Below are 12,561 nucleotides of genomic sequence, written 5' to 3' on the forward strand. Positions count from 1 at the left end.
CAACGGCGTCACCCGCCAAATTGGCGCCGCCCTATATGGAAGAACCGATCATTGAACCGATCACTGAACCAGACGCGCGCGAGCCGCCTGACGTCGAGGCCGGCTTCACCGTGTTTTGGTCGGCCTATCCCAGCAAGATCGAGGAGCGTGGGGCGCGGATCGCGTTCCGACGGCTTGTTCAACGCGGCGAGGCCTCCATCGACGCTCTAATCGAAGGGGCAAGGCGTTACGCGATCCTCGTGCTCGGCCGGGCCGCTCGGTACATCAAATCGCCCATGAACTGGCTGCGCGGGGGATGCTGGGCCGAAGGCCGGCCTGCGGTCGGCTCGCCCGCTACTCGTCCGACGGCGGAAGCGACCAATTTCGAAGGACCGGCGGACATCTGGCGAGCCGTGGCCGAGAGGAAGGGCGTCGCCTGGGCCAGAAGCTATCTCGCTCCGTGCGCCTGGTCCGGCGCGACGCGGACCCTCCGTCCCCGAACCGGCGTCGCTGCAAGCAAGCTCCGCAACGAGCTCCGCCAGCTCCTGCGCGACATATCGGTCTCGATCGTTGAGCCAGGAGACACGATGGGGGCGGCGCGTGCGGCCTAGCCTTTGCCGCGAGTACGCGGGGAGGGTCCTAGCCTGGCGCACCGCGACCGCCTTATCGAGCCAATTTTACGAGAATTGAGTCGCCAGGATGCTTGTCCACGACGTCTTGGCTTCACATCGCCCGGAAGCGATGACGGAACGCGTCGCTGACCCGAAACGGCTCGGCGACGCCCTTGAGCCAGAGGTGCAGGCGTCCGTCCTCGTCCGGTTTGACTTGGCGGATGGCGGCGACGCGGACGATGGCGTTGCGGTGTATGCGCCAGAAGTCCTCTGGATCCAGTTGAGCGGCCAGGTCCTTCAGCGGCGTGCGGATATGGGCCGACTCCGAGGCCGTGGCGACGCGGGTGTACTTGTCCTCTGACTGGAAGCAGAGGACGTCGTCGATGGCGATCATCTTCACCACTTCGCCGACGCTGGCGGTGATCCAGCCGATCGCCCGCCGGGGGGCGAAGTGGCCGGACAGGGCCTCGGCCAGAGCCGCCATGTCGATCCTGCGCGCCGTGCGTCGGGCCCGCAGTCGCGCCACGGTCTCGGCCAGGCGATCGGCGCGGATCGGCTTGAGCAGATAGTCGACGGCCCCGGCCTCGAAGGCCTTCACCGCGAACTCGTCATAGGCGGTGACGAAGACGATCTGAGCCGCCTCCGGCGCCTGCCGCGCCACCTCCAGGCCGTTGAGACCGGGCATGCGGATGTCGAGAAAGGCGATGTCCGGCGCGCGCGTGGTCCACGCCTCCAGCGCCTCCAGGCCGTCTTCGCACTCGGCGATGACCGTCAGCTCGGGCCAGAGGTCGGCGAGCATGGCGCGCAGCTCCTGGCGCTGCGGCGCCTCGTCCTCGGCGATCAGGGCAGTGAAGGGTTGGGTCATGCGATCGGCACGTGGATGCGGGCGCTGACGCCGCCCTCGGGACGCGAGGTGACGTCCAGGCCCGCGCGATCACCGAACAGGCTCTGCAGCTGGGCGCGCACGTTGGCGAGACCGAGGCCCGGGGTGACGCCGGGCGTGAGGCCCGCGCCATCGTCCTCGACCGAGACGATCAGTCTGCCACCGTCGACCTCCGCGACGATCGTGATCTCGCCTGGGCCGGGCTTGGGTTCGACCCCGTGCGTGACGGCGTTCTCGACCAGGGTCAGCAGGATCAGCGGCGGGAAGGGCAGGGCGCGAAGGGCTTCGTCGACCTCGATCCGCACGGAAAGCCGTCCGGCCATCCGCACCCGCATCAGGTCAAGATAGCCCAGGCAGAGCTCGATCTGGCGATCCAGGGTGGCGTCCTCGACCCGGTCTTCGCGCAGGCGGGGCAGGGCGGCGCGCAGGTAGTCGGCCAGGGCGTCGATGGTCTGAGCGGCGCGCGCGGGTTCGCTGGCGATCAGCGAGCGCACCGAGGCCAGGGTGTTGAACAGGAAGTGGGGCTCGACCTGAGCCTGCAGCACGGCCAGGCGCGTGTCGGCCGCGCTGCGCTCGGCGCGCAGGGTCTCCAGCTGATGCTGGGTCGCGTACTGGGCCAGGCGCCCCCGCTCGCCCAGATAATAGACCGTCGCCAGGCCGCCGCCCGCGAAGATCCACACGAAGACCGAGGTGTCGATGCTGGCGCGCAAGACCTGGGCGAAGGCTCTGGCGAAGGCGCCGACCTTCATCGAGCGGCCGGAATAACCCTCCATCAGATGGTCGTGATAGTGCGAAGCCCACGAGAGGGCGAGCAGTCCGATCCATAGGCCAAGGCCGATGGCCGCGATCACCAGCACGCGCTCCAGGATCGCCGGCGGGCGCAGGTGGCGGATCAGGGTCGCCAGGGCCGGGCCGGCCGTGACCGTCACCAGGCCGGCCAGGCAAGCGCGCCAGGCCAGCGGGGGCCAGTCGCTCCAGGTCCCCATGCTTGAGGCGTGATAGGCCGCGAAGGCCGAGCCGGCCGCCACTGCCAGCGGCCAGAACACGATCCCGCGCCGCAGCAGCCACGGCCAGGTGAAGGTGCGGAAGCTCTGATACAGCGTCCAGCCGCCCAGGTCGGACAGCACGCCGCGCGGCAGTCGGGTGCGGAGATCGTCGTTGAGCGTCGCCATTCCGCCAAGCTAGCAAAGCCCGGCCGTGCACGCACGGCGGCCCATCCCGTCCTGGGCCGTTTCGTCGGGCGAGGGGCGGCTTCGTCGCGCCAACGGCCCCGCTGTCCGCCGCGCCCGTATCCATGGTCCTCACCGAAGAAGGGGAAAGATCATGCGACAGCGGTTTCTGGCGGCGGCCGTGGCGGCCGTGATGATGGCGGGCGGCGTTCAGGCCGCGCCGCGCGAAGAGGTGACGATCTCGCCCGAGTGGCTGAAGGGCCACCTGAAGGATCCCGACCTCGTGCTGCTGCATGTCGGCGACGCGGACGACTACAAGGCCGGCCACATTCCCGGCGCGCGCTTCGTCCGCCAGATGGACTTGGCCGTCGACGTCGGCGGTCGCAGCCTGCAGATGCCGTCGGCCGAGGACCTGCGCGCCAGGCTGCAGGCGCTGGGCGTCACCGACCGCTCACGGGTCGTGGTCTATTTCGGGAGCGACTGGGTCTCGCCGGCCACGCGGGTGTTGTTCGCGCTGCAGAGCGCGGGCCTGGGCGCGCGGGCGGAGCTGCTGGACGGCGGCATGAAGTCATGGCGTCGCGGGGGCGGGGCGGTAACGACCGAGGCGGTCCCGGTGGCTAAACCCGGCGCGCTGGCGCCGATCCAGCTGCGCCCGACGGTGGTCGACGCCGACTATGTCCGCGCCAATGCCGGCAAGCCGGGTTACGCCCTGATCGATGCGCGGGCTCAGGTCTTCTATGACGGCCTGATGCCGTCGGGCGCGTACGGCCACATGAAGCGCGGCCACATCCCCGGCGCGCGTAGCCTGCCGTTCACCAGCATCACCAACGACGACCTGACCGTGAAGCGGCCGGACGACCTGCTGGCTCTGTTCCAGAAGGCCGGCGTCAAGTTCGGCGACAAGGCCATCGTCTACTGCCACATCGGCCAGCAGGGCACGGCCGTACTGCTGGCCGCCCGCGCGGCCGGGGTCGACGCGGTGCTCTATGACGGCTCGTTCGAGGACTGGTCGCTGCGTGACCTGCCGGTCGAGCGATGACGCCGCGTCCTTACGCCGATCCTTATCTCGCAGGCGTGGGTCTGGGACTGGTGCTGCTGTGCTGTTTCGCGCTGAGCGGCCAGGGCCTGGGCGCGTCCGGCGCTTTCGCCGCCGTCGCCAGCCATGCGGTCGGGAGCTTCACCCGGAACGCCTGGGTCCAGGACTATTTGAGTGGCGGCTGGGCGTCGTGGATGGTCGTCGAAGTTGGCGGACTGATCCTCGGCGCGGGTCTCTCGGCCTGGCTGGCCGGACGGCTTGTCAAGAAGCGGGCGCCGGCGCCCCGCGGACGATTGGTCGCCGCAATGACGGGCGGCGTCCTGATGGGCGTCGGCGCGGCCCTGGCGCGGGGCTGCACCAGCGGCCTGGCGCTCAGCGGCGGCGCGCTGCTCAGCTTTGGGGCCTGGGTGTTCATGATCGCCCTGTTCGCCGCCGGCTTCCTGGCCGCGCCGCTGCTGCGGAGGCTGTGGGCATGAGCGATCTCCTCGTCGCGGCGGCCGTCGGGGTCGCGTTCGGCTGGACCCTGGAACGCGCGGGTCTCGGCGATCCGCCCAAGCTGGCCGGGCAGTTCTTCCTGCGCGATTTCACCGTGCTGAAGGTGATGATGAGCGCGCTGGTGACGGCCATGCTCGGGGCCTTCTGGCTGAACCGGCTCGGCCTGGTCGATCTGAACGAGGTCTATGTGCCCGAGACCTTTCTGCTGCCGCAGCTGGTCGGCGGCCTGGTCTTCGGTCTCGGCTTCGTGCTGAGCGGCCTATGTCCCGGCACGTGCTGCGTGGCCATGGCCAGTGGGCGCGGCGAGGGCGCGGCGACCGTGCTCGGCCTGCTGGTCGGCATGTTCGCGATGGGCCTGGCCTTTCCGAGCTTGGAACGCTTCTACGGCGCGACGCCGATGGGAGCGATGACCCTGCCGCGCTTGACCGGCCTGCCCTACGGCGTGGTGGTGGCCATCGTCACCTTGGCCTGCGTCGGCTTGCTGGCCGCGATCGGGCGGTGGGAGGCGCGGCGATGAGCACGACCCGACGCCTGGGTCTTGGTGCGCTGGCCCTCGGTCTAATGGCGCCGTTCGTCGGGACCCCCTCCCGGACTGCGCCGGCTGGCCTGGACCTCGACGCCATCGCCCGCGCCATCGACGACGGATCAGACCACGTCAGCGCCCGTCAGCTGGCGACCTGGATTCGCGCACGAAAATCCGGCCTGCGCGTTATCGATGTCCGCGACGCCAAGGCTTTCGCCGAGGACGGCATTCCCACCGCCGAGAACCTCCCGATCGACCGGCTGGTGCGCACGACCTTCAGGACCGGCGAGACGGTGGTGCTCTATTCGCAGGAGGGCGCGCACGCCGGCCAGGCCTGGGTGCTGCTGAAGGCGCTCGGCGTCGCCGACGTGGTCTTTATTCCCGGCGGCCTCGCCGACTGGTGGGCGGAGGTCATGACGCCGGTGCTGCCGGCGGACATGCCCGTCGCCGAGCGTGAGGCCGTCGCCGATCTCAGCCGCTATTTCGGCGGCTTCCCGCAGGTCGGCGAGGCCACTGGCGAATCGGTGGCGCCCAAGACGTACCGGAGGCGCGGATGCTAGCTCGCCAACCGATCACGACGCCGGCGTTCGACTTCGAGGCCTTCCGCGCCGAGGAGTTCGGCCGGTTGGACGCGGCGGGGATCGCCTATCTCGACTACACCGCCGCCGCCCTCTACGGGGCCTCGCAGGCGCGGTCCCACGCGGCGCAGCTGGAGGCGGGGGTGTTTGGTAACCCGCACTCCGAGCACCTGGCCTCGCGCAACAGCGCCGAGGTGATGGACGCCGCCCGCGCCGCGACCCTGGCTTTCTTCGACGCCGACCCGGCTGTGTACGAGGTCTGCTTCACCGCCAACGCTACGGCGGCCTTGAAGCTGGTCGCAGAGAGTTATCCGTTCTCGCCAGAGCGCGGCCTGGTGTTGACCGCCGACAATCACAACTCGGTCAATGGGATACGGGAATACGCTCGCCGAGCGTCGGCGCCGGTGGAAGTGCTGCCGCTGAACGCGAAGCTGCGTCTTGACCACGGCGACGAGCGCCTTCGAGCCGTGCGCGGGCGGGGCCTCTTGGCGTTCCCGCAGCAGTCGAACTTCTCCGGAGTCCGACACGATCTCAGCCTCGTCGACACCGCCAACGCCCTGGGCTGCGACGTCCTGATCGACGCGGCCTCGGCCGGGGCGTGCGGAGGGCTCAGCCTGCGCCGGCATCCGGCCGCGTTCGTGGCCTGCTCGTTCTACAAGCTGTTCGGCCTGCCGACCGGTGTCGGCGCGCTGATCGCCCGAAAGTCGGCCCTGGCGCGGCTGCGGCGACCATGGTTTGCGGGCGGCACGGTGGATTTCGTGTCGGTCGAGCACGATCGGCACACGCTGCGCGCGGGCCATGAGGGCTTCGAGGATGGCACGCCCAACTATCTGGACATAGCGGCGTTGGAGACGGGCTTTTCCTTCCTCGATCAGATCCCGCACGAGGCGCTGCGAGCCCATATCGACAGGCTCACCCAGCGGTTCCTGGACGAGATCGGCGGCCTCAGCCATCCGAACGGCGCGCCCAAGGTGCGGCTCTATGGCCCCGCCAACATGGAGGGGCGCGGCGGCGCGGCGGCCTTCAACCTGCTGGATGCCGAGGGGCGGATCGTGGCCTACGAGGCGGTCGAGCGCGTGGCGTTGGACCACGGTGTCGCGATCCGGGGTGGCTGCTTCTGCAATCCCGGCGCGGCTGAGAAGGCCTTCGCCTTCGATGCGCTGCCGCTCGCCGCGTCGCTCGATGACCTGGAGGGCCGCTTCAGCATTCCAGCCTTGCGCAAGAGCCTGGACGGCGCGGCAGTGGGCGCGTTGCGCCTTTCCGTGGGCGCGCCAACCATCCAGGCCGACGTGGACCGGGCGCTAGCGCTTCTGGCGGCTTTCGCTGAGTATCAAAGCGCGGCGAGTTAAATGTCCTCATACCGCAGCGGCGCCGATGTCCGGTTATGGCGCGTTCCAGATCCCTGCGGCCTAGCGCTTTGGTGTTTCTGCGGCCTTTCCCTCCTCAGCCTGGGCGTTGGCGAGCCAACGCCGGTATTCCTGCAGGAAGGGTGAGCCGGGATCGATCCGCTCCAGGATCTCCGGCATGGCGGTGAGGGCGCGGCGGTTCGGCGCGTTCAGAAAGATGATTACTCCCGAGCGCGACGGCTTAGCGATATAGGCCACCGCTAGCTCCGACCAGTCGGCCCCGCCGTGCTCGAGGATGACCGCGTCGCCATAGCGCAGCACATTGAAGCCCAGGCCGTAGCCCTGCGCTTCAGGACAAGGGACGGCCGGGAGCGTGGCGCAGTCGACGACCGGCTGGTCGGCCTTGTCCGTCTGGATGCGATCGCGATCGGCGGCTAGGGCCGGGCCATAGCCCTTGGCGTCGATCACGGCGCGCAGGAAGGCCGCGTAGTCGCCCACCGTCGTGACCATGTCGTCGGCGGCGGCATAGCTGCCCTCGGCGCGACACGCGGCCTTGCCCGCCGGACGGCAGTAGTAGCCGGGAAAGACGCCGCGCTCGTCGACGGGGCGAGCGATCGTTTCGGTGTCGCCGCGACGCACCACGATGCTGCTGTGGCTCATCCCGATCGGCTTGAACACCGTCTCGTCGACGAGGTCGGGAAAGGGCGTGGCGAGTTTCCGCTCGGCGTAACGGGCGACATAGTCCAGGCCTTCGCCGGAATAGCCGTAGCGCTCGCCGGGCGTCTGTAGGAACGCCAGCTTGCCGCCGCGCAGGAAGAACCGCCAGTTGGGCAGCCCGGTCGTGTGGTTCAGCGCCATGCGCGGCGTGAGCAGCTTCACACGCGGGTCGCTCGCCAGGTCGGGATCGATCCAGTAGGCCGCCATGGACTCGTCGAGAGACAGGCGCCCCTGGCCGACAAGGCGCAGGATCGTCTCGGCCGTGACCGTCTTGGTGATCGAGGCGACGTTGTAGCGCGTCGCGGCGCTGGCTGGCACGCCCGGTGACTGCTCGCCGGCATGATGCTCCCAGACCAGGACCCCGTCGCGGATGAGACCCATGCCGGCGGTGATCACGCGGTGGCGTTTGGCGATCTGGTCGATCGCGCGAACGTCGGCCGCCGACGGAAGCGGGCTCGGGCGAGGCTTTGCCTGCGCGGGCGCGACGCTGGCGAGCAGCAGGAACGCGACGACGAGGCGCGCGATCGCGCCGAGGTGTCTGAAGCTCATGAAAGGACTCACTAGGCCGGAGATCGGGCTCATGGGTCTAGCCGTGCAGCGAGCGCCGCCGAGGAAAAACCCGCCAATCGACACGGGCGCGGCCGAACCGACGTACTGGGCCGGTTAAACGGTCAGCTCCCGCAGCCGCTTGGCGCCGGCCCGGCTGGTCATGATCCTCTCGCCGTCCTCAAGGTGCAGCAGCATGCGAGCGTTGCCGGCCGGCTCGGCGTGCGCCACCGCGCCCAGGCGGACGATGTGCGAGCGGTGGGCCCGCACGAACTGATCGGGCTGGAGCATTTCCTCGAACCGCGACAGGGGCGTGGTCGACAGGATGCGGCGCTGGCGCGTGACCACTTCCGAATAGCCGTCGGCCCCGGTGATCCGGATCAGATCATTGGCCAGGATGGGCACGACCTCCTTGTCGCAGCGGATCAGGAGCGAGGCGGACGGCGGGAGCTTGGCGGCGCCGTACGGCTGAGCGAGGGGCTGCGGACTGGCGACGACGCTCGATCGACGCAAGGCTGCCAGCTCCCGCGCGGCGGCGCGCCAGGCGGTGAACAGCGCCAGGACCGCATAGACCGTCACGCCCTGGAAGATCTGCCAGCTGAGCGCGCCTTGGGCGAACGGCGCGGCCTTCAGGCCCCGGTCCAGCCAGTCGGGCGACAGCGCGTAGCCGGCCAAGGTGCAGAAATACCAGGTGATCGAGAATGCCGCTGCCAGAACCGGGTGAAGCAACACCAGCCCGCGGGTGCGACGGCCCACCACCAGGCGGTTCAGCACGGGCTGGAAGAGCAACCCCGTGACGCCAGCGCCCAGCGTGTTGACGGCGGCGAAACCGGCGGACCGGACGAACGGCTGGTCCAAGGTGACGCCGAAGGCGATCAGGTACCCGACAAACAGCAAGGCCAGACCCAAACCCAGCAGCCAACCGGCCGCCACGGCATCGGGTCCGAGTAGGTTTCCGATCATGAGACGAGGATGCAAACGCATCCTTCAAGGTCACACCGCGCGTTGGCATTCGCAATGGCCCTGGTCCACGCGACCATCCGGTCATCCGGACCTCGGGACCGGCAGGGCAGGGTGGTGGACGGCCCCAGGTTACGTCGTTGGCTGCTCACGATCAGCCAGGATCTCAGCGACGGGGCGTTTGCGGTCGACAGCGCAACGGCCTGAGCGTCGCCCTTCCGGAGGTGCGCCAACTTCCGCTCCTGGTGCAGCGCTTCCGCAGGCTGAAGCCCCCTTGCCATCCGTGTCGATGGACCTTGGCGCTGAGCGATGACGGGCGGCCGTGGCGGGCCGCCCGCTTTCGGCTTGCGCCTAGTCCATTCCGCTCAGCGCCGCCGCGATGGCTCGCCCGACGGGATAGGTCGGGTCCAGCCCGCTGATCGGCTCGAGCGGCGGCTGGGCGATGAAGCGAACCTGCCTGCCGCGATGCGGCTGAGCCGCGTGCACCAAGAACGGGTGGCACAGGTAGACCGTGCCCGCCGAACCTGTCGCGGCGACCTCACGCCGGTGCGCCGTCTCCTCGAAGCCAGTGGCGGCTAACTCGCCCAGCGGCAGGCCGATCTCGCCTGCTGGAGCCAGACGGCGGGCGATGTCGCGGTGCGAACCGGCGCGAATGCGAGTTGGCGCGTCCGCGGGGCCGACATCGGAAAACAGGAACAGCACCAGGAGAGCCCGCCCGCGGGAGGCGATATTGGCGCGCCACTGCAGGAAATCGGGGTTCTCGGTTCCGAAGCTCACGTCGATGTGCCAGCCGGCGTCGCCCGGTTCCTTTGGTGAGGGGAAGCGGATTGGGAAGGTCCCAAGCGCTCGCATTGGCCGCCAGCGGTCGGGTCCGACCAACTGGTCGAAGGCCGCAGCCAAGACCGGTGAGCCAGCGGCGTCCCTGAAAGGTTGCTCGGCGTGCATGCCCAGCCGGATCACAGGCTCTGTCCAAGTCGCCGGATCGTCGGGATCGCATCCGGTCTCGCGCCACAGGATGGCGCGACCGGCTTCGGCCAGCGGGCGAGGGAAGGCCTTATCGAGCCTCACGAAGCCGTCGCGAACGAAATGCTCGACCTCCGCCGCGCTCAGCGGGCGGGATGGGGGATTGGTCATGATGGGATCAACGCAAGTTGAACCGTCGCCGGAGGCGACGGCTGTCTGAAAAGGGCCGGCGCGAACCTCGCGCCAACGAACTCGTCCGCGAAGGACGGCCGCTTTCAGTTCAGCGGAAAGCGGGTGCGGATCATCATCATCATGGCCAAGAGCCTATTCTTCCGCTGTTGCCTGAGGATGTCTCCGACCTCTCCGCGAGAATTCGGCTGGCGCGCGCTGCAGGGATCGACACGCCATGGCTTCGGCAGATGAAGGACGGCAGCCTGCGACCGGTCACCTACAGCGGCTTTTCCTGGGCGTCACGCAAGGCGCTCAACAGAGCCGGGATCGCGGACGCCAGACCCGCGCATGATCTGCGCCATCACACAGCCACCGAGATCACGCGACGAGGGGGTCTGAAGGCGGCGCAGATCGTCCTGGGCCACGCCTCGATCATCTCCACGCAGCGTTACGCCCACCCCAATCGCGATGACACGCTTGCGGCTCTTGGTCAAAAAATCGACCACAGTAACGGGTTTTCAGAGAAGAAGGTTAGTAAAAACAGATGATTATAGAAATTTCAGATCGGTTTTTAAGTCCGGTGCGTCTACCGATTCCGCCACGTCCCCATGCCCGTGGCGTAGGGGTTTTCAGGGGTAATCACAAGGCCGCGGTCCGCGTGGAAACCGGAGGATCAAACCTATCATCGTTCCTGTGCGGGTTGGACTAAAAGCTATAGCGCGGCCTCAGGAAGGCGATCGGCTCGGCGACCTCCTCGGGCTTGGCCGGCCGAGGGGGATGCCGCCGAGGGCGCCTAGGATGCTTTGCTCGGTCTCGTCGAGACTTCCGCCCGTGCGGTCGGCGATCCGGCGTATCAGGTCATCGGCAGCTTCGGTGTGAATCCAGCCCGGCGACACGACGTTGACGCGGACGCCCTTGGGGCCGATCTCGTTGGACAGGGCCTTGCTGTAGGTGGTCAGCGCGGCCTTAGCCGCGGCATAGGCCGTCGTGGACTCCGGCGGCGGCAGGGTCCGCTGGATCGACGAGACATGGACGACCGCGCGCCAGCATCTGCGGCAGCAGCGCCCGGTCGAGCCGCGCCGCCGCTCAGCAGACGTTCCACCGTCGCGCGGCCAGCGCCCTTGGCGCCGGCGGTGACCACGGCGCGGACGCCTTCGAATTCACGTTGCTGGCTGGACATCAGGCGATCTCCAGGCCCGAGATGGCGTCGCCGTCCAGCTTGAAGCGGAAGGCGAAGGGCAGGGGGCTGCCCGGGAAATCGCCGGCGGTGGTTCCGTCGACGATCAGCGCGCCGTCGTCCTCCTCGCGCCACTCTTCGGGGGTGAAGACCGCGCGCGCGGCGATGGTCGCCGACTGGATCCAGGGCCTGATCTCGGCGTGACCGCGATGCTCGCGCGCCTCGTCCCTGACGATGGCGTCGGGGGCGAAGGCGGCGAGCATGCCGTCGATATCAAGGCGGGCGTTGGCTTCCACATAGGCGGCGATGGGGCGGGGGAGGTTAGTGGACACCGAGGGGCTCCGGCGTAAGGTTGCTGTCCGCCCCAAACTGTGAACACCCTCCCGAAATGACAAGAACGGACGAAAAAGTAAGGTACGCACCTGAAAGTAAGCGTGTGTCCTATACGGCGGATACGGCGTCGCTGAGCATCCAGAATGTCATCCGGGTGCTGGAAGGGCGGTGGAAGCTGGTGATCCTGTTTCAGCTGTTCGGTGGTCGGGTGCGGCGGTTCTCCGACCTGGAACGCGCCATCCCCGGCGTCTCCCAGAAGATGCTGATCCAGCAACTGCGACAGCTTGAGGCCGATGGGGTGGTGACGCGGATCGTCCACCCGCAGGTGCCACCGAAGGTCGAGTACCATCTCACCGAGTGGGGACAGTCGTTGTGCCCCGCTCTGGACGCTCTGCTGGTCTGGGCCGAGACCGCGCCCGCCGAGCAGCGTTCGCGGCTGATCTCCTAGGACCTGTAGAAGGGCGTCGGCCAAGGGCGTAAATCCCGCTCGGCGCGACAAGGCCGTGAACTTCATAGCCTCTGACGTGTTCAGCCAGGATGAAATCTCTCTCTCTTGTTCCGTCCGCGTTGATCGGTGTGGTCGCCAGCGCGCGCTCCATGACGCCCATGGCCGCCCTGGCGACCGCCCGGTTGGCGGGGCGCGCCACGCCTGGCCACCTCGTCCTGCTCGACCAGCCCCTGTTCAAGTTCGGGGCCTTGGCCATGGGCGTGGGGGAGCTGTTTGGCGACAAGATGAAGTCGGCGCCGGACCGGACGGTTTTCCTGGGGCTGCTGGCCCGCGTGATGAGCGCCGGTATCGCGGGCGCCGCCCTGGCCCCCCGGGGCCGCGAACGCGCCGGCGCGGCGATCGCGGTCACGACGGCTGTCCCCCTGGCCTATCTCACCCTGGCGGGCCGCAAGCGTGGGATGGCCCGCGTCGGGCAGACGCGCAGCGGCCTGATCGAGGACGCGCTGGTGGTCGCCGCCGGCGCCGCCGTCGTGGCGCTGACCGTCGGGCGCGAGCGTCGCTGGTTTCCGCGCGCCGCCTGAACCCAGTCGAGGGCCGCCCCGGACCGGCCTTCGGGATGAGCCCTA

Annotated in this window: 16 protein-coding genes; 9 read left to right on the forward strand and 7 right to left on the reverse strand. The window is 68.7% G+C overall.

Going from position 1 to position 12,561, the window contains the following annotated elements; genetic code table 11:
• Positions 1–35 precede the first annotated feature (35 nt).
• A complete protein-coding gene (locus tag ACW175_RS04900; RefSeq protein ID WP_492104896.1) occupies positions 36–590 on the forward strand; it encodes an LvrA C-terminal domain-related protein in 555 nt (184 codons plus the stop codon).
• Between the two features lie 112 nt (positions 591–702).
• Here ACW175_RS04900 and ACW175_RS04905 read toward each other — a convergent pair whose 3' ends face one another.
• Both ACW175_RS04905 and ACW175_RS04910 read right to left on the reverse strand, forming a co-directional pair.
• Entirely contained in the window at positions 703–1,455 is a 753-nt protein-coding gene (locus ACW175_RS04905; protein ID WP_492103515.1) for a LytR/AlgR family response regulator transcription factor, read from the reverse strand.
• Positions 1,452–2,645 (reverse strand): sensor histidine kinase, encoded by a 1,194-nt coding sequence (locus tag ACW175_RS04910; protein ID WP_492103516.1) that lies wholly within the window; start codon positions 2,643–2,645, stop codon positions 1,452–1,454. The genes ACW175_RS04905 and ACW175_RS04910 overlap by 4 nt, the downstream gene beginning before the upstream one ends.
• Positions 2,646–2,796: 151 nt before the next feature.
• Between ACW175_RS04910 and ACW175_RS04915 the strand changes: the two genes are divergently transcribed.
• The 5 genes from ACW175_RS04915 to ACW175_RS04935 are packed head-to-tail and all read left to right on the forward strand — an operon-like array spanning position 2,797 to position 6,623.
• Positions 2,797–3,681 carry a sulfurtransferase gene (locus ACW175_RS04915; RefSeq protein ID WP_492103517.1) on the forward strand — a complete coding sequence of 295 codons (885 nt, stop codon included), beginning with the start codon at positions 2,797–2,799 and terminating at the stop codon, positions 3,679–3,681.
• A complete protein-coding gene (locus ACW175_RS04920; protein ID WP_492103518.1) occupies positions 3,678–4,154 on the forward strand; it encodes a YeeE/YedE thiosulfate transporter family protein in 477 nt (158 codons plus the stop codon). Before ACW175_RS04915 ends, ACW175_RS04920 begins: the two co-directional genes overlap by 4 nt.
• Positions 4,151–4,690 (forward strand): YeeE/YedE thiosulfate transporter family protein, encoded by a 540-nt coding sequence (locus ACW175_RS04925; protein ID WP_492103519.1) that lies wholly within the window; start codon positions 4,151–4,153, stop codon positions 4,688–4,690. Before ACW175_RS04920 ends, ACW175_RS04925 begins: the two co-directional genes overlap by 4 nt.
• Positions 4,687–5,256, forward strand: coding sequence for a rhodanese-like domain-containing protein (locus ACW175_RS04930; protein WP_492103520.1), 570 nt, complete (start codon positions 4,687–4,689; stop codon positions 5,254–5,256). Before ACW175_RS04925 ends, ACW175_RS04930 begins: the two co-directional genes overlap by 4 nt.
• Positions 5,250–6,623 carry an aminotransferase class V-fold PLP-dependent enzyme gene (locus tag ACW175_RS04935; RefSeq protein ID WP_492103521.1) on the forward strand — a complete coding sequence of 458 codons (1,374 nt, stop codon included), beginning with the start codon at positions 5,250–5,252 and terminating at the stop codon, positions 6,621–6,623. Before ACW175_RS04930 ends, ACW175_RS04935 begins: the two co-directional genes overlap by 7 nt.
• A 60-nt stretch (positions 6,624–6,683) precedes the next feature.
• Here the strand turns inward: ACW175_RS04935 and ACW175_RS04940 are convergent, their stop codons facing one another.
• From ACW175_RS04940 to ACW175_RS04950, 3 genes are all read right to left on the reverse strand, one after another.
• On the reverse strand, positions 6,684–7,886 hold the full coding sequence (locus ACW175_RS04940) for a serine hydrolase domain-containing protein (RefSeq protein ID WP_492103522.1): 1,203 nt from the start codon (positions 7,884–7,886) through the stop codon (positions 6,684–6,686).
• Between the two features lie 114 nt (positions 7,887–8,000).
• Positions 8,001–8,816: a LytTR family DNA-binding domain-containing protein gene (locus ACW175_RS04945; RefSeq protein WP_492103523.1), complete on the reverse strand. Its 816-nt coding sequence runs from the start codon at positions 8,814–8,816 to the stop codon at positions 8,001–8,003.
• A gap of 378 nt (positions 8,817–9,194) precedes the next feature.
• Positions 9,195–9,977 (reverse strand): phytanoyl-CoA dioxygenase family protein, encoded by a 783-nt coding sequence (locus ACW175_RS04950; protein WP_492103524.1) that lies wholly within the window; start codon positions 9,975–9,977, stop codon positions 9,195–9,197.
• Positions 9,978–9,994: 17 nt separating this feature from the next.
• Here ACW175_RS04950 and ACW175_RS04955 point away from each other — a divergent pair, with 17 nt between their 5' ends.
• A complete protein-coding gene (locus ACW175_RS04955) occupies positions 9,995–10,525 on the forward strand; it encodes a tyrosine-type recombinase/integrase (protein ID WP_492103525.1) in 531 nt (176 codons plus the stop codon).
• 177 nt (positions 10,526–10,702) lie between these two features.
• Here ACW175_RS04955 and ACW175_RS04960 read toward each other — a convergent pair whose 3' ends face one another.
• Entirely contained in the window at positions 10,703–11,137 is a 435-nt protein-coding gene (locus ACW175_RS04960; RefSeq protein WP_492104897.1) for an SDR family oxidoreductase, read from the reverse strand.
• 19 nt (positions 11,138–11,156) lie between these two features.
• Positions 11,157–11,486 carry a nuclear transport factor 2 family protein gene (locus ACW175_RS04965; protein WP_492103526.1) on the reverse strand — a complete coding sequence of 110 codons (330 nt, stop codon included), beginning with the start codon at positions 11,484–11,486 and terminating at the stop codon, positions 11,157–11,159.
• A 104-nt stretch (positions 11,487–11,590) separates the two neighbouring features.
• Here ACW175_RS04965 and ACW175_RS04970 point away from each other — a divergent pair, with 104 nt between their 5' ends.
• Complete coding sequence (locus ACW175_RS04970) at positions 11,591–11,935, forward strand: winged helix-turn-helix transcriptional regulator (protein WP_492103527.1); 345 nt, start codon at positions 11,591–11,593, stop codon at positions 11,933–11,935.
• A gap of 149 nt (positions 11,936–12,084) precedes the next feature.
• Positions 12,085–12,516, forward strand: a complete 432-nt coding sequence (locus ACW175_RS04975; protein ID WP_492103528.1) for a hypothetical protein — start codon at positions 12,085–12,087, stop codon at positions 12,514–12,516.
• Positions 12,517–12,561 lie beyond the last annotated feature (45 nt).

This window comes from Caulobacter sp. FV1ye6ST (assembly GCF_058681225.1).

Coding starts and splice junctions, on each gene's coding strand:
- ACW175_RS04900 (WP_492104896.1), top strand. CDS start 36: ATGGAAGAACCGATCATTGAACCGATCACTGAACCAGACGCGCGCGAG.
- ACW175_RS04905 (WP_492103515.1), bottom strand. CDS start 1,455: ATGACCCAACCCTTCACTGCCCTGATCGCCGAGGACGAGGCGCCGCAG.
- ACW175_RS04910 (WP_492103516.1), bottom strand. CDS start 2,645: ATGGCGACGCTCAACGACGATCTCCGCACCCGACTGCCGCGCGGCGTG.
- ACW175_RS04915 (WP_492103517.1), top strand. CDS start 2,797: ATGCGACAGCGGTTTCTGGCGGCGGCCGTGGCGGCCGTGATGATGGCG.
- ACW175_RS04920 (WP_492103518.1), top strand. CDS start 3,678: ATGACGCCGCGTCCTTACGCCGATCCTTATCTCGCAGGCGTGGGTCTG.
- ACW175_RS04925 (WP_492103519.1), top strand. CDS start 4,151: ATGAGCGATCTCCTCGTCGCGGCGGCCGTCGGGGTCGCGTTCGGCTGG.
- ACW175_RS04930 (WP_492103520.1), top strand. CDS start 4,687: ATGAGCACGACCCGACGCCTGGGTCTTGGTGCGCTGGCCCTCGGTCTA.
- ACW175_RS04935 (WP_492103521.1), top strand. CDS start 5,250: ATGCTAGCTCGCCAACCGATCACGACGCCGGCGTTCGACTTCGAGGCC.
- ACW175_RS04940 (WP_492103522.1), bottom strand. CDS start 7,886: ATGAGCTTCAGACACCTCGGCGCGATCGCGCGCCTCGTCGTCGCGTTC.
- ACW175_RS04950 (WP_492103524.1), bottom strand. CDS start 9,977: ATGACCAATCCCCCATCCCGCCCGCTGAGCGCGGCGGAGGTCGAGCAT.
- ACW175_RS04975 (WP_492103528.1), top strand. CDS start 12,085: ATGACGCCCATGGCCGCCCTGGCGACCGCCCGGTTGGCGGGGCGCGCC.